This window comes from Pseudomonas sp. VD-NE ins (assembly GCF_031882575.1).
GTDB classification, from domain to species: domain Bacteria; phylum Pseudomonadota; class Gammaproteobacteria; order Pseudomonadales; family Pseudomonadaceae; genus Aquipseudomonas; species Aquipseudomonas fluorescens_BZ.
In genome coordinates this window covers 4,000,735-4,018,725 of record NZ_CP134772.1, presented here as the reverse complement: position 1 = coordinate 4,018,725, position 17,991 = coordinate 4,000,735, and the positions used below count along the sequence as shown (strand labels likewise).

The 17,991-nt window shown below is 60.5% G+C and carries 15 protein-coding genes; 6 read left to right on the top strand and 9 right to left on the bottom strand.

The window, feature by feature from the left end; translation table 11 throughout:
* Positions 1-66: 66 nt before the first annotated feature.
* Entirely contained in the window at positions 67-1,506 is a 1,440-nt protein-coding gene (gene hydA, locus RMV17_RS17795) for a dihydropyrimidinase (RefSeq protein ID WP_311881486.1), read from the bottom strand.
* A gap of 624 nt (positions 1,507-2,130) precedes the next feature.
* Between hydA and RMV17_RS17790 the strand changes: the two genes are divergently transcribed.
* From RMV17_RS17790 to RMV17_RS17780, 3 genes are all read left to right on the top strand, one after another.
* On the top strand, positions 2,131-3,615 hold the full coding sequence (locus RMV17_RS17790; RefSeq protein ID WP_311881484.1) for an NCS1 family nucleobase:cation symporter-1: 1,485 nt from the start codon (positions 2,131-2,133) through the stop codon (positions 3,613-3,615).
* Positions 3,616-3,751: 136 nt separating this feature from the next.
* Positions 3,752-5,035 (top strand): Zn-dependent hydrolase, encoded by a 1,284-nt coding sequence (locus RMV17_RS17785; RefSeq protein ID WP_311881482.1) that lies wholly within the window; start codon positions 3,752-3,754, stop codon positions 5,033-5,035.
* A gap of 101 nt (positions 5,036-5,136) precedes the next feature.
* Positions 5,137-6,078, top strand: a complete 942-nt coding sequence (locus tag RMV17_RS17780; RefSeq protein WP_311881481.1) for a DHH family protein — start codon at positions 5,137-5,139, stop codon at positions 6,076-6,078.
* Here RMV17_RS17780 and RMV17_RS17775 read toward each other — a convergent pair.
* Together RMV17_RS17775 and RMV17_RS17770 are read right to left on the bottom strand one after the other, a co-directional pair.
* On the bottom strand, positions 6,048-6,914 hold the full coding sequence (locus RMV17_RS17775; RefSeq protein ID WP_311881479.1) for a CAP domain-containing protein: 867 nt from the start codon (positions 6,912-6,914) through the stop codon (positions 6,048-6,050). The two genes, RMV17_RS17780 and RMV17_RS17775, sit on opposite strands and share 31 nt — an antisense overlap.
* A gap of 302 nt (positions 6,915-7,216) precedes the next feature.
* Positions 7,217-7,987, bottom strand: coding sequence for an alpha/beta fold hydrolase (locus RMV17_RS17770; RefSeq protein ID WP_311881478.1), 771 nt, complete (start codon positions 7,985-7,987; stop codon positions 7,217-7,219).
* 111 nt (positions 7,988-8,098) lie between these two features.
* Here RMV17_RS17770 and RMV17_RS17765 point away from each other — a divergent pair, with 111 nt between their 5' ends.
* Positions 8,099-9,043, top strand: a complete 945-nt coding sequence (locus tag RMV17_RS17765; RefSeq protein WP_311881477.1) for an aldo/keto reductase — start codon at positions 8,099-8,101, stop codon at positions 9,041-9,043.
* A gap of 359 nt (positions 9,044-9,402) precedes the next feature.
* On the opposite strand, the gene RMV17_RS17760 is transcribed toward RMV17_RS17765, so the two are convergent.
* Positions 9,403-10,296 (bottom strand): LysR family transcriptional regulator, encoded by an 894-nt coding sequence (locus RMV17_RS17760; RefSeq protein ID WP_311881475.1) that lies wholly within the window; start codon positions 10,294-10,296, stop codon positions 9,403-9,405.
* Positions 10,297-10,393: 97 nt separating this feature from the next.
* Here RMV17_RS17760 and RMV17_RS17755 point away from each other — a divergent pair, with 97 nt between their 5' ends.
* Positions 10,394-10,870, top strand: a complete 477-nt coding sequence (locus RMV17_RS17755) for a cupin domain-containing protein (protein WP_311881474.1) — start codon at positions 10,394-10,396, stop codon at positions 10,868-10,870.
* A gap of 200 nt (positions 10,871-11,070) precedes the next feature.
* On the opposite strand, the gene paoC is transcribed toward RMV17_RS17755, so the two are convergent.
* The 4 genes from paoC to RMV17_RS17735 form a co-directional block, all read right to left on the bottom strand.
* A complete protein-coding gene (gene paoC, locus RMV17_RS17750) occupies positions 11,071-13,269 on the bottom strand; it encodes an aldehyde oxidoreductase molybdenum-binding subunit PaoC (RefSeq protein ID WP_311881473.1) in 2,199 nt (732 codons plus the stop codon).
* The gene (locus tag RMV17_RS17745; RefSeq protein WP_311881471.1) at positions 13,266-14,222 is read right to left on the bottom strand and encodes a xanthine dehydrogenase family protein subunit M; all 957 of its coding nucleotides are present in this window, start codon (positions 14,220-14,222) and stop codon (positions 13,266-13,268) included. Before RMV17_RS17745 ends, paoC begins: the two co-directional genes overlap by 4 nt.
* Positions 14,219-14,842 carry an aldehyde dehydrogenase iron-sulfur subunit PaoA gene (paoA, locus tag RMV17_RS17740; protein ID WP_034155523.1) on the bottom strand — a complete coding sequence of 208 codons (624 nt, stop codon included), beginning with the start codon at positions 14,840-14,842 and terminating at the stop codon, positions 14,219-14,221. Before paoA ends, RMV17_RS17745 begins: the two co-directional genes overlap by 4 nt.
* A gap of 357 nt (positions 14,843-15,199) precedes the next feature.
* Complete coding sequence (locus tag RMV17_RS17735; protein WP_311881470.1) at positions 15,200-16,954, bottom strand: L-lactate permease; 1,755 nt, start codon at positions 16,952-16,954, stop codon at positions 15,200-15,202.
* A gap of 243 nt (positions 16,955-17,197) precedes the next feature.
* Here RMV17_RS17735 and RMV17_RS17730 point away from each other — a divergent pair, with 243 nt between their 5' ends.
* A complete protein-coding gene (locus tag RMV17_RS17730; RefSeq protein WP_007918829.1) occupies positions 17,198-17,401 on the top strand; it encodes a hypothetical protein in 204 nt (67 codons plus the stop codon).
* 56 nt (positions 17,402-17,457) lie between these two features.
* Here RMV17_RS17730 and RMV17_RS17725 read toward each other — a convergent pair whose 3' ends face one another.
* Positions 17,458-17,736, bottom strand: coding sequence for a hypothetical protein (locus tag RMV17_RS17725; RefSeq protein WP_034155525.1), 279 nt, complete (start codon positions 17,734-17,736; stop codon positions 17,458-17,460).
* Positions 17,737-17,991 lie beyond the last annotated feature (255 nt).

Below are 17,991 nucleotides of genomic sequence, written 5' to 3'. Positions count from 1 at the left end.
CTCCCACAGGGGAAAGCATTTCAAATGTGGGAGCGAGCCTGCTCGCGAAGGCCGAAGGCCTGGATTTCAGCGTTTAACGGCAGTCGGCTTATGCAACTCAGCCCGCTTGCTGAGCAAATCAAACACCGCCGGATAAGCCGGCCGTTCGATGTACCGCCCGGCCCCGCGTTCGGCACGCAGATCGCCATCGGCCCAGAACACCCGGCCCTGGCTGACGGTATGGCTCGGCACACCGCGCACGGTTTTGCCTTCGAAGATGTTGAAGTCCACCTGCTGATGGTGGGTCTTGGCGGAAATGGTGCGGGTGCCTTGCGGGTCCCACAGCACCAGATCGGCATCGGCGCCGACGCGAATCGCACCTTTGCGCGGGTAGAGATTGAATATTTTCGCGGTGTTGGTAGAGGTGAGGGCGACGAAATCCTGCATCGAAAGACGCCCGGAATTAACCCCCTCATCCCAAAGCACCGCCATGCGATCTTCGATGCCGGCCGTGCCGTTGGGGATCTTGCTGAAGTCATCGCGCCCGGCGGCTTTCTGCTCGGCGCAGAAGCAGCAATGGTCAGTCGCGGTGGTGTGCAGATTGCCGTTTTGCAGCCCGTGCCACAGTGCTTCCTGATGACCGCGCGGACGGAACGGCGGGCTCATCACGTAACCGGCGGCGGTCTGCCAGTCCGGGTGTTGATAGACGCTGTCGTCGAGCAGCAAATGCCCGGCGAGCACTTCGCCGTACACCGGCTGACCCTTGCTGCGCGCATAGGTGATTTCGTCGAGGGCTTCCTTGGTTGAGACATGCACCAGATACAACGGTGTGCCAATGGTCTCAGCGATACGAATCGCCCGACTCGCCGCTTCGCCTTCAACCTGCGACGGCCGCGACAGCGGATGCGCCTCCGGCCCGGTGATGCCCTGGGCCATCAGCTTGCGTTGCAGGTGATAGACCAGCTCACCGTTTTCTGCGTGCACGGTCGGCACCGCGCCGAGTTCCAGACAACGCTCGAAACTCGCCACCAGCGTGTCATCGGCAGCCATGATCGCGTTCTTGTAGGCCATGAAATGCTTGAAGCTGTTGATGCCGTGATGGCTGACCAGCTCGGCCATTTCCTCACGCACTTGCTCGCTCCACCAGGTGATCGCGACGTGGAAGCCATAGTCGGAAGCCGACTTTTCCGCCCAGCCGCGCCACTGATGAAACGCCTCCATCAGCGACTGCTGCGGATTGGGAATCACAAAGTCGATGATCGATGTGGTGCCACCGGCCAGACCGGCCGCCGTGCCACTGTAGAAATCCTCACTGGCCACGGTGCCCATAAACGGCAGTTGCATGTGGGTGTGCGGATCGATGCCGCCGGGCATCAAGTATTGGCCGCTGCCGTCGAGGACTTCGGCGCCGGCGGGAATATCAAGGTTTTCACCGATGGCTTTGATCACGCCGTCGGCGCAATAGACGTCGGCGCGATAACTTTCATCATGGGTAACAACGGTGGCGCCACGGATCAACAGAGACATTCCGAGTTCCTCGCAGGCATTGACCGACTTGTGTCGGTTCTAGATGTTTTATTGATGTACAGCGTCGCAGGGTGTATTCCTGTCAGCGCTGTCAGGAATAGAAACTAGTCGCAGATTTGCAATAGATCAAGATTATTTTTTATAAGCTTATGACTGTTTCAAGTGTCTGAAAAATAAAGATAAAAAATGAAAATCACCAAAATGGTGAGGCTGTTCACCATTTTGACGCACTTGACAGGATGGAAATATGAGCAAGATTTCCTATGTGAAATCAGCCGCTTGAAGTTGAGCTGCGGTTGCTCGCTCACGATGAAAATAAATGCAGTGCACCAGTTTGAGTCCTGTCTGTTCGGACAACTTGCCAAGTGTTTAGCCTGAGCACCCAGACAAGTTTCCGCGAACTCCTCCGGTGAATAATTAAAACTGATGAATATCAGAAAGTTGCAAAGCGTTTAACCCTCGGCCCGATGCGTAAGCGGGGCACCCGGCACGTTTATTGATGCCGCCGCTGACACCATGGCCGGTGCACGAAAGTTGTCAGTTCCTCCGGCCATCGTCCGGTTCGTACCCTCGGGTGCAGCCGCCTGATGAGCAAAAAATAATCAGAAGAACAGTGGAGCGGCCATGCAACAGATCAGATCGCAAGTGACCGAGCGCGACGGCTTGTTCGAGCTCGAAGCCGGCAGCGACGTCCTCGACAGTCCCCGTTACAACCACGATATGGCACCGACCAAGGTGCGCGAACGAACCTGGAACAAATGGCACATCACCGCGCTGTGGGTTGGCATGTCGATCTGTGTGCCGACCTACACCCTCGGCGGTGTCCTCACGGCTTACTTCGGCCTGACCGTCGGCGAGGCGTTGCTGGCGATTCTGTTCGCCAACGTCATCGTCCTGATTCCGCTGACGCTGAATGCGTTTCCCGGCACCAAGTACGGCATTCCCTTTCCCGTGTTGCTGCGCTCATCGTTCGGCATCCTCGGTTCCAACGTGCCGTGTCTGATTCGCGCACTGGTGGCGTGTGGCTGGTTCGGCATTCAAACGATGTTTGGCGGATTGGCGATTCACCTGTTTCTCGGCTCGATTTTCGATGGCTGGAAATCCCTTGGCGGCACCGGGGAGGTGATCGGTTTCATGATCTTCTGGGCGCTGAACCTGTGGGTGGTGATTCGTGGCGCCGAGTCGATCAAGTGGCTGGAGACGTTGTCGGCGCCGCTGTTGGTGGCGGTCGGCATCGGCTTGCTGGTGTGGGCGATGCCCAATGTGTCGATGACCGAACTGCTGGCGATTCCAGCGAAACGTCCGGAGGGCGCCAGTGTGGTGAGTTACTTCGCCGCCGGGCTGACGGCGATGGTCGGATTTTGGGCGACGTTGTCGTTGAACATTCCCGACTTCAGTCGCTACGCCAAAAGCCAGAAAGACCAGATCCTCGGACAGATTTTCGGCCTGCCACTGACGATGTTTCTGTTCGCCTCCCTCGGCGTGATCATGACCGCCGCGTCGGTGAAACTCGTCGGTGTGACCGTCTCCGATCCGGTCACTCTGATCGGTCATATCCAGAGCCCGGTGTGGGTCGCGGTGGCGATGGCGTTGATCATCATCGCCACGCTGTCGACCAACACCGCCGCCAACATTGTTTCGCCGACCAATGACTTCCAGAACATCGCGCCCAAGGTGATCAACCGCACCAAAGCGGTGTTGCTGACCGGGTTTGTCGGACTGTTGTTGATGGGCCATGAACTGCTGAAAAAACTCGGTCTGATCGTTTCCGATGTCAGCCTGGAAACCGTGTATTCCAACTGGCTGTTGGGCTATTCGAGCCTGCTCGGGCCGATCGCCGGGATCATGGTGGTGGACTATTTCCTGATCAAGAAACAGCAACTGGACCTGGCCGGGTTGTACCGCGACGACGTCTACCCGGCGTGGAACTGGGCCGGGTTTCTCGCGTTCGGGGTGCCGGTGGTGCTGACGTTGCTGTCGCTGGGTAGCGATGCGTTCAGCTGGTTCTACAGCTATGGCTGGTTCACCGGCTCGGCGCTGGGCGGAATTATTTATTACGGGTTGTGCGTGATGCGTGCGCAACCCTCGGTCGTTAAATCAGCGGTGTAACTCATGATCGTTCCCACGCTCTGCGTGGGAATGCAGCCCGGGACGCTCTGCGTCCCAACAGCGGACGCAGAGCGTCCATGGATGAGTTCCCACGCAGAGCGTGGGAACTATCGGTATCAGCACTGAGGAGATCCCCATGAACGCAGCCGTAGACGTTCTGCAATCAACCCATCAGCACATCAACCGCGACCGCCTATGGGCGTCGCTCATGGAACTGGCCAAGCTCGGCGCCACGGTCAAGGGCGGGGTCTGTCGCCTGGCCCTGACCGATCTCGACCGCCAGGCCCGCGACCTGTTCGTGCAATGGTGCAAGGACGCCGGATGCAGTGTCACGGTCGATGCCGTCGGCAACATCTTCGCCCGTCGCCCCGGGCGCAATCCGAATCTGCCACCGGTGATGACCGGCAGCCACATCGACACCCAACCCACCGGCGGCAAGTTCGACGGCTGCTTCGGCGTGCTCGCCGGCGTCGAAGTCCTGCGCACCCTCAACGACCTCGGCGTGGAAACCGAAGCGCCGCTGGAAGTGGTGGTCTGGACCAACGAAGAAGGCTCGCGCTTCGCCCCGTGCATGATGGGCTCTGGGGTGTTCGCGGAGAAATTCACCCTCGAAGAAACCCTCGCCAAAGTCGATGCCGACGGCGTCACCGTGGGTGAAGCGCTCAACGCCATCGGTTACGCCGGCCAGCGTAAGGTCAGCGGGCATAAGGTCGGCGCCTATTTCGAGGCGCACATCGAACAAGGCCCGATCCTCGAAGATGAGCAGAAAACCATCGGCGTGGTCCTCGGCGCGCTGGGGCAGAAGTGGTTCGACCTCAAGCTGCGCGGCGTCGAGGCGCATGCCGGCCCAACGCCGATGCACCTGCGTAAAGACGCGCTGGTCGGCGCCTCGGTGATCGTCGGCGCCGTCAATCGCGCCGCCCTCGGCCACCAACCCCACGCCTGCGGCACGGTCGGTTGCCTGCAAGCCTATCCCGGCTCGCGCAACGTCATCCCCGGCGAAGTGCGCATGACCCTCGACTTCCGTCATCTGGAATCGGCGCGTCTCGACTCGATGATTGCCGAGGTTAAACAAATCATCGAAGCCACCTGTGAAGAACACGGTCTGACTTACGAACTGACGCCGACAGCGGACTTCCCGCCGCTGTACTTCGAAAAAGGCTGCGTGGAAGCGGTGCGCGGTGCGGCGAAAGGGCTTGGATTGTCGAATATGGACATCGTCAGCGGCGCCGGGCATGACGCGATTTTCCTCGCCGAACTCGGCCCGGCCGGGATGATCTTTGTGCCGTGCGAAGGCGGCATCAGCCACAACGAAATCGAGAACGCCGCGCCGGATGATCTGGCGGCGGGGTGTGCGGTGTTGTTGCGGGCGATGCTGGCGGCTTCGGCGATGGTCGCGGGAGGGCAGCGGGCGGCTTGAAGATCAAAAGGTCGTAGCCTTGTAGGAGCTGTCGAGTGAAACGAGGCTGCGATCTTTTCCTGTCATCCAAACGTCACAAACCTGTGCGATGTTGCCGGCCCATGAAAATCATCACCTCCGGCGCGTCCTATCTGGACATCGACGCCTACGCCTGTTGCATCGCCTTTGCCGAATTGCTCAACCTGCAAGGCATTCCCGCCCGCGCCGTCAGTAGCGCGTCAGCCAACGCCAGCGTTTCGCCAAGCGTGTTCGGCTGGGGCGCGGCGTTTCACGACTACCAGCCGACATCGGACGATGAGTTCGTCTTGGTCGATGTCTCCGACTATCAGCATTTCGACCCGTTGGTGGTGCTAGACCGCGTGGTGGAGGTCATCGATCATCATCCGGGGTACGAAAACTATTGGCAGCAGAAGATTGGATCTGCTGCCGATATTCGCCCGATCGGTGCGGCGGCAACTCAGGTTTTTCAGCGCTGGCAGACGGCCGGTGTGCTGCCGCAGATCAGCGTGCCAAGTGCCGCTTTGCTGGCGACGGCGATTCTCGACAACACGCTGAATTTTACCGGGCAGATGACCACGCCAGCGGACATCGAGGCCTACGCCGACCTCGCGTCACGCGCGAAACTGCCGGCAGACTGGCCCCGGCAGTATTTTCTCGAATGCCAGACCACCATCGAATCGAACCTGGCCGCTGCATTGGCAGCCGACTCGAAACGAATGAAACCCGAAAGCAACCTGCCAGGCTTTTTCGCGCAAATGACGGTGTGGGATGCCGACAACTTGCTGCAAAAACACCTGTCGCTGATCAAGCGCTGGATGGCAGAGCAGGGCGATGACGGGCTGCTGAATGTGATCAGTATCCGCGACCGCAAAAGCTGCTTTCTGGCGCCAACCGAGGTCAGCCAACAAAAGCTCAATCGCTTGTTGCCACTCGACTGGCAGGCAGGATTGGCCGTGCGGGCGCCGTCAATGCTGCGCAAGGAACTGTTGAAGTTGGCACTGGACGCTGGCCGTCACTGCGCACCAAACAGCATCGTCCAGTAAACCCCTTCATCACTGCGCGCCTCACTGGCAAACCCCGCGCCGACCTGGGTAAACATCGGGTTCATCAGATTGGCGCAATGTCCGGGACTGGCGAGCCATCCGGCCATGGCCTTGCCCGGTGAACTCTGCCCGGCGGCAATGTTTTCGCCGATTTGCCGACCGCGATAGCCCGCCGCACGGGCGCGATCGGCGGGCAGGTCGCCGTCTGGATCACGGTGGGCGAAATAGTTGCCGTAAGCCATGGCTTTGCTGTGCCCCTGCGCGGCGGCGCCCAGTGCGGCGTTCCAGCTCAGTGGCCGGGCGGCGGCGAAGCGCTGGCGTCCACACATCCGTGGCCGGGCGCGCGCGGCGTTGACCTCGGCCAGCAGGGCCTTGCCGACGCTGCGGTTATCGCCGACGCGGCTGTCGAGCACCGGCTGCGCCAACACCACTTGCCATTCATTGCGTGAGCGACTGATGCCGATGTCGGCGTAGTTTGCATCCAGCAGCGCGGCGCAGTGCTCGTCTTGCAGCAGGTCGAAAGCTTCTTCGGCGTCCTCGGCCCCGACCACGCGAATACTGCGTACCGCCACGGCGGAATAGCCGGACGACTTCAACGCTTCACGCATGCCCCCGGAGTAGCGATAACCGATCGGCAAGGCCAGGTTCGACTTCAGCGATAGCGGTGCCAGACGCTGCGCCGGGCGTCGATCGCAGCGTTGCGGGTGGGCGCGATAGTCGTTGATCGCGGCCACCAGTTGTCGCTCCGCACCGGCGTGGGCGGTTTCCGCGAACAAGGGTGAAAGGATCAGCAGGCACAGCGAAACGAAGCGAGACGAACGAACGGCGTGGCGCATGAGACGGGCAGCTCTGAAGGAGGACAGCGCAAAAGTTGAGTGAACCGCAGAAAGCGGCGCGGGTAGGACTGGGCTTTTTGGACTTGGTTCAAGGGGCGGGGAGGGGTTTTATTGTGGGGCGACGACTTGCTGCATGTTTCAGGACGATTAAGCGTGGTTGGACTGGCCTCATCGCTGGCAAGCCAGCTCCCACAGGGGACGGAGCCGTACACAAAAATTGTGTTCACCGCAAAAACTGTGGGAGCTGGCTTGCCAGCGATAGCGCCCGCCCAGCCAACACAAAAAGCACGGGTGAATCCTCATTAGCGATTCAACAGATCCCCCATCCACTGCAAATACTGCGCACGGTCGGAAATCGAGTTATGCCCTGACTCCGGTACCACTCTGAGCAGCGCCACGCCTTGCGGGAAATTTTCCAGCAAGCGCTGGGTGCTGGCGCGTGGAATCACCTCGTCGTCACTGGCCGCGAGCAACAACGTCGGCACACGGATATGCGCTGCGTATTTGCCGGATTCGAAACGGTCCTTGAGCAACCACTTCACCGGCACCCACGGATACTGCCGCGCCGCAATTTCTTCGAGGCTGTTGTAAGGCGTCACCAGAATCAAATGTTGCACCGGTCGCTGACTGGCCAGACGCACCGCCACGCCGGATCCGAGACTGCGGCCGACCACGGCAACCTGCGGATGACTGGCATACACCTGATCGAACAGCGCCAGCGCATCCTCGGCAATCGCCGCTTCCGACGGTGAGCCGCCACTGCCACCGAAGCCGCGGTAGTTGAGCAGGTACACCGCGTAATCGGGAAACGCCTGAGCAAACTCCGGCAGATTGCGCGACACGTCCTCGGCATTGCCACCGAAATAGATCAGCGCCCGTGGCCCGACGCGCTCACGGGTGACCACCGAAACCTGCGCGTCCGGCATCGACAGGGTTATCCGTGAATCAGCGGAGCTGACAGCATTGGGCTGCGGAAAATAGATCAGCGAACGCTGAAAAAAGAACAGCGCCGCGCACAGCACCAGGTACACGGCAACGATCAATGCGACGAGTGACATCAGGGTTCGGGACATTCGGCTACTTTTAACGGTGTGTGAAGGATCGCTGTCGCAGTGTAGTCCAGCCCTGCAATCGGCCGCTCATGCACATAACCGGCAACAGATCCACGCAGCAGGGGAACCAGCATGAGCCACACTGAGGGTTACTCCCGTCGCCGATTACTCACGCTGGCTGCCGGGGTTTCGGCGGTCTTCACCTTTGATCGGGCGTTGGCCACAACCACCACGCCCGCGACCACCGGAGGCCACGCCATGCAGACCCGCGCCATCCCGTCCAGCGCCGAATCGCTGCCCATCGTCGGCCTGGGCACCTATCGCGGTTTCGACGTAGCCCCCGGCGATCCGGCCTACCGGCAATTGCCGGCGGTGCTGGATGAGCTGTTCAGCAAGGGCGGTACGCTGGTCGACAGTTCACCGATGTATGGCCGCGCCGAACAGACCACCGGTGAATTGCTGTCGATCCATGAACCGCGTTCGCCGGCATTTCTGGCGACCAAGGTGTGGACGCGCGGGCGTGAGGAGGGCATCGCGCAGATGGAGCAGTCGTTCAGTCTGCTGCGCACCGAACGCATCGACCTGATGCAGATCCACAACCTGCTCGACTGGCAAACCCACCTGCCGACTTTGCGTGAATGGAAAGCGCAGGGCCGCATCCGTTACATCGGCATCACCCATTACACGGACTCGGCCTATGAAGAAGTCGAAGCGGTGCTGAAGGCCGAACAACTGGATTTTCTGCAAATCAATTACGCCCTCGATGACCGTGGCGTGGAAAAACGCATTCTGCCGCTGTGTCGCGAGCGTGGCGTGGCAGTGATCTGTAATCGGCCGTTCGGTGGCGGGGGACTGCTGGCCCGGCTCAAAGGCAAACCGCTGCCGGGCTGGGTGTCGGACGTGCAGGTCAACAGCTGGCCGCAACTGGCGTTGAAGTTTCTGCTCGCACATTCGGCGGTGACTTGCGTGATACCCGGCACGGGTAATCCGCGTTTCATGGCCGATAACGCCAAGGCCGGGTTCGGGCCGATGCTCACGGATGCGCAACGGCATCAGTTGATTGCGTTGATGGGTTGATCGAGCTCGCCAAACGATCGCGACTTCGCGTTGGTTCAGGGTTGTATTAATTTCGAAATGGTCTGAAAGACTGTCATATCTGACAGTTGGAAGGGGGTTGTTTGTCGGTGAGTATGGAGATTCCTGCCTCACCAAAGAAGAACGATCATGGACGTGCAAGGCCGCAGGTTCACCTATTGCACCGGGGTTTGTCTCTTGCTGATTTTGTTCGCTGCGTACGCCCATAACGAACAGTATGTTTGTCTGGGCATGCAGCGCGGGCAGATTGCAACAGTGACGGCGAACTCTGTGTACGCGGCCGTGCAGATAGCCAAGGCGTCTTGGGGCGCTGCGGGTTGCTTTAAAACGTGACAAGTCGCTCAAGCGCGATAGCGCAACGCCTCCAGCAACAACGCAAACGCCGGTGCTGCCTGACGTCGACTCGGGTAATACAGGTGATACCCGGCAAACGTCGGGCACCAATCCTCCAGCACCTGCAGTAAACGGCCGTCGGCCAGATAGGGTGCGACGATGTTTTCCGGGATGTAACTCAGGCCGAAACCGTCCAGCGCAGCGTCGAGCAGCGGGTAGACGCCGTTCAGGGTGATCTGCCCGGACACCCGTACTTTCAGGCTTTCGCCATCCTTCTCGAATTCCCAGCTGTACAACCCGCCATTGGTGGGCAGGCGCAGGTTGTTGCAGGCGTGGTCGGTCAGATCCCTTGGCGTTTGCGGCGGGGGGCGTTTGGCGAAATAGGCGGGTGAACCCACTACCGCCATGCGCATGTCGGGACCGATGCGGGTGGCAATCATGCCTTGTGCGACGTCTTCGCCCAGGCGCACGCCGGCGTCGAAACCCTGACCGGCGATGTCGACGAAACCATAGTCGCAGCTCACCTCTACGCTGATGTCCGGGTACTTCGGCAGAAAGTCCTTGAGCACCGGGCGCAGCAGCCAGTCCAGCGAATGATCGGTGGCACTGATGCGGAGCTTGCCGGCGGGGGTGTCGCGCAAGTTGCTCAGCGCCGCGAGTTCCAGTTCGATTTCTTCGAAGCGTGGGCCGATGGTTTGCAGCAGATGTTGACCGGCTTCGGTGGGTGAGACGCTGCGAGTAGTGCGGGTCAGCAGGCGCAGGCCGAGGCGGGCTTCGAGTGCGCGAATCGTGTGACTCAGTGCCGATTGCGAAACGCCGAGTTTGGCTGCGGCTTTGGTGAAGCTGCGCTCACGGGCCACGGCGAGGAAGGCGAGCAGGTCGGTGGCGTTTTCACGAAGCATTGATGAGTTTCCTGCATAAGTTTTTTTGAATTCTAGTCGATTATCGGAAGAGTGCGGCTGGGTAAAGTAGTGACATTGATTATCTGGAGGAATTGCCATGAACCCGATTGCCGCTTCTGCGTTGACCCTTTCCCTGTTGGCGGGTGAGGTGCAGGCCAATGAATCCCCGCGTGTGACGGTCACGCCCAATGGCTCACAAGCTTCGGCCAGAGGCCCGGCGGATTGGTTCACTGGCACTGTCCGCGTCGATGCTCCGTTCAAAGGCACAGACGAGGCGCGGGTCAGTGGTGCGACGGTGACGTTTGAGCCGGGCGCGCGTACCGCTTGGCATACGCATCCGTTGGGGCAGACATTGATCGTCACGGCCGGTTCCGGGTTTGTGCAGGAGTGGGGGCAGCCGGTTCGCGAAATTCGTCCAGGCGATACGGTATGGATTGCACCGGGGGCCAAGCATTGGCACGGCGCGGCGCCGACCACGGCGATGACGCATATCGCGATTGCTGAAGTGCTGGATGGCAAGGTGGTGGAGTGGATGGAGCAGGTGAGTGATGAGCAGTATCCGCAAACCGAGTGAAGCTTTTCCCTCACCCCAGCCCTCTCCCCGAGGGAGAGGGGGCCGACTGAGGTGTCTGGCGTCATACATCGACCTGAAATGGCTGTGTCGATTATGGATTCACAGCAAGACGTTCAAGTCGGTGCAGCTCCCGAATATCCCCCAATCGGTCCCCTCTCCCTCTGGGAGAGGGCTAGGGTGAGGGGCTCTTTTCAGGTCATTCAGATCATCTCCGGCAGTGAAGAGAGGATTTTATCAAGGGTGATCGGATACTCCCGCACCCGTGCACCCGTGGCGTTGTAGATCGCATTCGCGACCGCCGCACTAACCCCGCAAATCCCCAACTCACCAACACCCTTGGCCTTCATCGGCGAAGACACCGGATCAGTCTCATCAAGAAAAATCACCTCCTGATGCGGAATGTCGGCGTGCACCGGCACTTCATACCCGGCCAGATCATGATTGACGAAAAAGCCCAGTTTCTTGTCCACCGCCAACTCTTCCATCAACGCCGCACCGACACCCATGGTCATCGCCCCGATCACCTGACTGCGCGCCGCTTTCGGGTTGAGAATCCGCCCGGCCGCGCACACCGCCAACATACGGCGCACACGCACTTCACCGGTCGCGGCATCCACCGCCACCTCAACGAAATGCGCACCAAACGTCGACTGCTGATACTGCTCGGCCAGGTCGGCAAATTCGATGCTGTCCTCGGCCACCACAACGCCGTCCTGCGCAGCGTTGCGCAATGGCACGCTCTTGCTGCCGACCCGCACCTGCCCGTCGACAAACTGCGCCTGATCCGCCGCCATGCCCAGCTTGCCAGCCACCGCCTCACGCAGTTTCATGCACGCGGCGTACACCCCGGCGGTCGAGCAGTTGGCGCCGAATTGCCCGCCGGAGCCTGCCGACACCGGAAAGCTCGAATCACCCAGATGCACGCTGACATCCTTCAAGCCGACACCCATCATTTCGGCCGCCGTCTGCGCGATGATCGTGTAACTGCCGGTGCCGATATCGGTCATGTCGGTTTCCACCGTGACCTTGCCGTCGCGCTCCAGCCGCACCCGCGCGCCCGACTTGACCAGCAGGTTGTTGCGAATCGCGGCGGCCACGCCCATGCCGATCAGCCAGCGGCCCTCTCGCCGGGAGCCGGGTTGCGCATTGCGTTTGTCCCAGCCGAATTTCTCCGCGCCGGTTTGCAGGCACTCGATCAGGCGCCGCTGCGAAAACGGCCGCTCGGTTTTCACCGGGTCGACCTGTGTGTCGTTGAGAATGCGGAACTGGACCGGATCAAGTTTGAGCTGCTCGGCCATCTCGTCCATGGCGATTTCCAGGACCATCAGCCCCGGCGTTTCGCCGGGTGCGCGCATGGCGTTGCCTTCCGGTAGGTCCAAGGGAGCCAGACGCATGCTGACCAACCGATTTTCAGCGGCGTACAACAACTGACTTGGCTGCGCCGCGACCTCGACTTTGCCTTCAGCCAAGTTGCCCGACCAGCCTTCGTGGGCGATCGCGGTGAGTTTGCCGTCCGCCGTCGCGCCCATGCGAATGCGCTGAATCGTCGCCGGGCGGTGGGTGGTGTTGTTGGCGATCTGCGGGCGGGCGAGGGCGACCTTCACCGGCCTGCCAGCCATGCGCGCACCGAGGGCGGCGAGGATTGCATCGGCGCGCACGAACAGTTTGCCGCCGAAACCACCGCCAATGTACGGCGAAATCAGCCGGACTTTTTCTTTGGGCAAACCAAGCGTTGTGGCGATGTCGCCGACGCTCCAGGCGATCATTTGATTGGACGTCCACAGGGTCAGTTGATCGCCTTTCCACGCCGCCAGCGTGGCGTGCGGCTCCATCATCGCGTGGGACTGATCCGGCGTGGTGTAGGTCTGATCGAACTGCACCGGCGCGGTGGCGAACGCCTTGGCGAAATCACCGTGGCTGACGTCGGGCAGTTCCTCTTTCGGTTCGACGCCTTTATCGCGCACGCTGGCCAGATCGAATTCGCCCTTGGCGGCGACGTAATCAACTTTGACCATCTGCGCAGCCGCACGGGCCTGCTCGAATGTTTCAGCGACCACCAGCGCGACGGCCTGGTGGTAGTGCTGAATCTCCGGCCCGGCCAACAAATGCGCGGCGTTATATTTGCCTTTGCCGAGTTTGCCGGCGTTGGCAGCGGTAACGATGGCGAGCACACCGGGCGCGGCTTTGGCTGCCTCAAGATCGATATTGTTGATCCGCCCTTTGGCGATGGCGGAACCGACCATGAAACCATAAGCCTGATTGGCCACCGCCTCATGCTGTTCATAGGCGTAAGGCGCCTGCCCGCTGGTTTTCAGCGGCCCTTCGATACGGTCGGTGGGTTGGCCGATCACCTTCAACTGGTCGATCGGGTTGGTGGTGGCGGGCGTGTCGAATTTCATGCTTCATCCCTCGCTTGCGCCAACACCGAACCGAGCGTGCGCTCGACCAGGGTCAGTTTGAATTGGTTGTCGTGGGTCGGCGTGGCGCCGTCGAGCAGGCGTGCACTGACGGCTTTCGCGCCTTGGGGCAGCAACGCTTCGGCGGCTTCAACCCGCCATGGTTTCGGCGCGATACCGCCGACGGCAACGCGACCGCTGCCGTCCTGTTGCAGGATCAGACCGACCGACACCAGGGCGAACGCATAGGACGAGCGGTCACGCACCTTGTGATAAACGTGGGTGCCGCCGACCGGCGCGGGCAATGTCACCGAGGTGATGAATTCGCCGGGCGTCAGGCTGGTTTCGATGTTCGGCGTGGTGCCGGGCAACTGATGGAAATCGGCCATGGCGATGCTGCGCGTCGTACCATCAGGTTTCACCGTTTCAATCTGCGTATCGAGCGCGCGCATGGCAATCGCCATGTCGCTCGGGTGTGTGGCGATGCACGCGTCGCTGACGCCGATAATCCCCAACTGCCGACTGACCCCGCCGATCGCTGCACAACCGCTGCCGGGTTGGCGTTTGTTGCAGGCCTGATTCGTGTCGTAGAAGTACGGGCAGCGTGTACGTTGCAGCAGGTTGCCGGCGGTGGTGGCCATGTTGCGCAACTGCCCGGAAGCCCCAGCGAGCAAGGCGCGGGAGAGCAGGGCGTAGTCTTTTCTGATGCGCTGATCAGCCGCCAGATCGGTATTGCGTACTAGCGCGCCGATGCGCAAGCCGCCTTCGGGCGTGGCTTCGATCTGATCCAGGCCGAGGTGGTTGACGTCGATCAGGTGCAGCGGGGTTTCGATGTCGAGTTTCATCAAGTCCAGCAGGTTGGTGCCGCCAGCGATGAAGCGTGCGCCTTCGACCTGTGCGGCTTGCGCAGCGGCAGCGGCGGGGGAGTCGGCGCGGCTGTAATTGAACGGTCTCATGCCGGCACCTCCGCGACTTCGGTGATGGCTTCGATGATGTTCGAGTAAGCGCCGCAGCGGCAGATATTGCCGCTCATGCGCTCCTGAAACTCACTGGCGATCAGTTGCGGTTGCTCGGTGAGGCTTTCACTGACGTGGCTGGGGATGCCATCGCGGATTTCCTTGATCACCGCCACTGCCGAGCAGATCTGCCCCGGTGTGCAATAGCCGCACTGATAGCCGTCATGCTTGATGAACGCTGCTTGCATCGGGTGCAGATTGTCGGGCATGCCGAGGCCTTCGATGGTGGTGATCTCACTGCCTTCGTGCATCACCGCCAGGGTCAGGCAAGAATTGATCCGTCGACCATCGGCGATCACCGTGCAGGCGCCACACTGGCCGTGGTCGCAGCCTTTTTTACTGCCGGTCAGGTGCAGGTGCTCGCGCAAGGCATCGAGCAGGGTGGTGCGGGTGTCGACGTCAAGCGCACGCGGCTTGCCGTTGACGTTGATCGTCACTTTGCTCATGGCCGGTTGCTCCAGATTGGCCGCGTAGGCCTTGAGGCTGATAAACGGCGGCATCGCGAACGCGGTGGCGGTCACGGCGCCGAGGATCAGAAATCCGCGTCGGGAAATCGTCATGATTCGATTCCTTTTCTTTCTTCATCAGGGCAGCAGGGTCGTGGATGGCCCAAACGGGCAGCCAGCGTCATCGCCGGTCTCGTTAAGGAGTGACTGCCGGAAAGAGGAAAAGGTTTTGTCGGATTTTCGCTATAGAGTTATGCAGGTGGCTCATTAATCGTCCAACTAACACAGATCCACTGTAGGAGCGAGCCTGCTCGCGATAGCGTCTTGTCAGTCAACATGAGTGTTGAATGTCAGTGCCTCATCGCTGGCAAGCCAGCTCCCACAGGTTTCGATGTTGTGAATGAAATTGTGTTTACAGCATGAGTCCCTGTGGGAGCTGGCTTGCCAGCGATGAGGCCAGAACATCCAGCCTCAATGCCCGCCCACCACCATCGAAGTAAACGGCGCCACATACGCCTGCAACGTCACCAGCCCGCCGACCAGGATCGCCAGCACAATCGAGTGAAAGAACACGTAGCGCAAAATCTCGCCCTCATGCCCATACCAACGCGTCGCGGTGGAGGCGACCACGATCGATTGCGCATCGACCATTTTGCCCATCACCCCGCCGGAACTGTTCGCCGCTGCCATGAGGATCGGACTGATGCCGAGCTGTTCCGAAGTTACTCGCTGCAAACCACCAAACAATACGTTCGACGCGGTATCCGAACCGGTCAACGCCACACCCAGCCAACCGAGCAATGTGCCGAACATCGGATAGAAAATCCCCGTCGCCGCAAACGCCAGACCCATGGTCGCGTCGAGCCCTGAATAGCGCGTGAGGAACCCCAGCGCCAACATCGCCGCAATCGTGATCAACGAAAACCGCACCACCCACAACGTGCGCAGGTATTGCTTGATCAATTGCGGAATCGAATAGCCCATCAGCAAGCCGCCGACAATCGCTGCCAGCAGAATCCCGCTGCCGGTGGCGGTGAACCAGGTGAATTTGTACACCGCTTCTTCAGCCTTCGGTGCGGCCACCACCGGCGGCACTTTTTCGATCTGAAGGTGCAAGGTGGTGAAGGTCACCGCCGGTGCGAAGATCGGATTAGCCTCGTTCACCGGTTTGCCCGAGGGGTCGAGTTTGGCCGAGTGCGTGACCGGATCAATCGCCGGGCGCACGTCGAACATATTCTTGAAGCCCTGCGTGCCCCAGGCAAACACGAACACGGTGAGGATGATCCACGGCATCCACGCACGCATGACTGCCGGGCGCGCCTGATCGCTGAACGCGGCGCTGGCGGTGACTTTTTCTTCCTCGACTCTGGAATTGTCGACCCGCCCTGACAGCGCTGCCGAGGTGTGAATGGTCGCCGGTTTCCACACCTTCAAAAACAAGGTCAGACAGGCCATGGAAATCAGCGCGGCGATCACGTCCACCAGCATCGGCCCGTGGTAGTTCGACACCAGAAACTGCGGCACGGCGAAGCTGACCCCGGCCACCAGAATCGCCGGCCAGATCTCCAGCATCTTGCGCCACCCGGCAAACGCCCAGATCAGCCAGAACGGCACCAGCACCGAGAAAAACGGCAACTGCCGACCGACCATCATCGACAGCTCCATTTCATCCAGCCCGGTGACTTTGGCCAAGGTAATGATCGGTGTGCCTAGCGCGCCGAAGGCCACTGGCGCGGTGTTGGCGATCAGCGCCAGACCCGACGCAGCCAACGGCGAAAAACCCAGACCAATCAGAATCGCCCCGGTCACCGCCACCGGCGTGCCAAACCCCGCCGCACCTTCGAAAAACGCACCGAAGCAGAACGCGATCAGCAGCAACTGCAAACGGCGATCATCGGTGATGCGTGCGAGAGAATCCTGCAGCACTTTGAACGAGCCGTTCTCGGTGGTCAGGCGATGCAGAAAGATGATGTTGAGGACGATCCAGCCGATTGGCAGCAAGCCATTCGCCGCGCCAAACAACGCCGCAGAGCCAGCCATGCTCGCAGGCATGCCGAAGGCGAAAATCGAAATCAGCAGGGCGGACGCCAGCGCCAGCAGCGCCGCGAGATGCGCTTTGACATGAAAGAACGCCAGCGCCGCGAGCATCACCACCACCGGTACGGCGGCCATGAGCGTGGAGATCACCGGGTTGCCGAACGGGTCGTAAATTTGCTGCCAGACCATGGTCCACCTCTGCTTGTTGTTATTGAGGGCGCAGATCCATTGCGTGGGGCTTGGTTGCAAGGAGTATAGGTGGCATTTCGCCGCCGCTCGGGCAGTGCGGGCGGGGCGACAAACGGTCGATAGTGGCCACTGAATCAACGGCGTTTTGCCCGGTCGTATCTGCGGCTGCGCGCACCGCGTCCTGAAGGCGTGGGCAGCGTGGCCGATTCCGTCGTCAAGACCTTGGTTTTAGGGAAGTGTTGAATGAAGCGCGCAACAACGATGCTGCTGACCGTGACCGCTGCCGTATTGCTCGGCGGCTGTGTCGCGGATTTTGATGATGACCACCGCCATGGCCGGCATTACGACCGCGATCACGGTCGCAATTACGACCATGACCGGCGCTGGGATGATCGCGATGATCGCCGCGACGGGCGTCGTTACTACCGTGATCGGGATGATGACTGATTGAACGCAAGAGGGCGTCCCGCGATGGGACGCCCTCTTTGTTTAACCCTCGATACTCAAGAAAAGTGAGCGCTCGCCCGGACGCTGGATCGCGCAGGCATGGAAGCCTCGATGTCCAGCAAATGGGTGGCGAGAATGTCGCTCAGAAAACGGAACTGATCGTTGATGCCGACCACTTCATTGCTGAAATGATTGGTGGCGGCGGGCATCAGCAGATCTTCGAAATCTTCGTTGAACACCAGTGCCTGGGCCTTGTGCGACACGGCGTGCTGGTCGTAATAGTTGCTGCCGAACACCGGGAAACTCACGGAGAGTGTGACGTGGGTGTGAATCATGCTGTGAACTCCTCGTTGTGTTTCGGATGGCTTAATCGTGCCTTTCATGGTCGGCGAGCGGAAGGCAATCGTGGCGATGGTGAATATCGATGGCAGTGATGGTTGGGGTTTCGGTGTGTTGCAGATGGCCGCATCGCTGGCAAGCCAGCTCCCACAGGTTCTGAGGTGTTTACAAAATCTGCGGCCGCTGGAAATCCTTGTGGGAGCTGGCTTGCCAGCGATGAGGCCGGTACATCCAACATCAGGCTCAATTGA

Excerpts from the sequence above, each read along its gene's own strand:
- hydA (WP_311881486.1), bottom strand. The coding sequence starts at position 1,506 with ATGTCTCTGTTGATCCGTGGCGCCACCGTTGTTACCCATGATGAAAGT.
- RMV17_RS17790 (WP_311881484.1), top strand. The coding sequence starts at position 2,131 with ATGCAACAGATCAGATCGCAAGTGACCGAGCGCGACGGCTTGTTCGAG.
- RMV17_RS17785 (WP_311881482.1), top strand. The coding sequence starts at position 3,752 with ATGAACGCAGCCGTAGACGTTCTGCAATCAACCCATCAGCACATCAAC.
- RMV17_RS17780 (WP_311881481.1), top strand. The coding sequence starts at position 5,137 with ATGAAAATCATCACCTCCGGCGCGTCCTATCTGGACATCGACGCCTAC.
- RMV17_RS17775 (WP_311881479.1), bottom strand. The coding sequence starts at position 6,914 with ATGCGCCACGCCGTTCGTTCGTCTCGCTTCGTTTCGCTGTGCCTGCTG.
- RMV17_RS17770 (WP_311881478.1), bottom strand. The coding sequence starts at position 7,987 with ATGTCCCGAACCCTGATGTCACTCGTCGCATTGATCGTTGCCGTGTAC.
- RMV17_RS17765 (WP_311881477.1), top strand. The coding sequence starts at position 8,099 with ATGAGCCACACTGAGGGTTACTCCCGTCGCCGATTACTCACGCTGGCT.
- RMV17_RS17760 (WP_311881475.1), bottom strand. The coding sequence starts at position 10,296 with ATGCTTCGTGAAAACGCCACCGACCTGCTCGCCTTCCTCGCCGTGGCC.
- RMV17_RS17755 (WP_311881474.1), top strand. The coding sequence starts at position 10,394 with ATGAACCCGATTGCCGCTTCTGCGTTGACCCTTTCCCTGTTGGCGGGT.
- paoC (WP_311881473.1), bottom strand. The coding sequence starts at position 13,269 with ATGAAATTCGACACGCCCGCCACCACCAACCCGATCGACCAGTTGAAG.
- RMV17_RS17745 (WP_311881471.1), bottom strand. The coding sequence starts at position 14,222 with ATGAGACCGTTCAATTACAGCCGCGCCGACTCCCCCGCCGCTGCCGCT.
- paoA (WP_034155523.1), bottom strand. The coding sequence starts at position 14,842 with ATGACGATTTCCCGACGCGGATTTCTGATCCTCGGCGCCGTGACCGCC.
- RMV17_RS17735 (WP_311881470.1), bottom strand. The coding sequence starts at position 16,954 with ATGGTCTGGCAGCAAATTTACGACCCGTTCGGCAACCCGGTGATCTCC.
- RMV17_RS17730 (WP_007918829.1), top strand. The coding sequence starts at position 17,198 with ATGAAGCGCGCAACAACGATGCTGCTGACCGTGACCGCTGCCGTATTG.
- RMV17_RS17725 (WP_034155525.1), bottom strand. The coding sequence starts at position 17,736 with ATGATTCACACCCACGTCACACTCTCCGTGAGTTTCCCGGTGTTCGGC.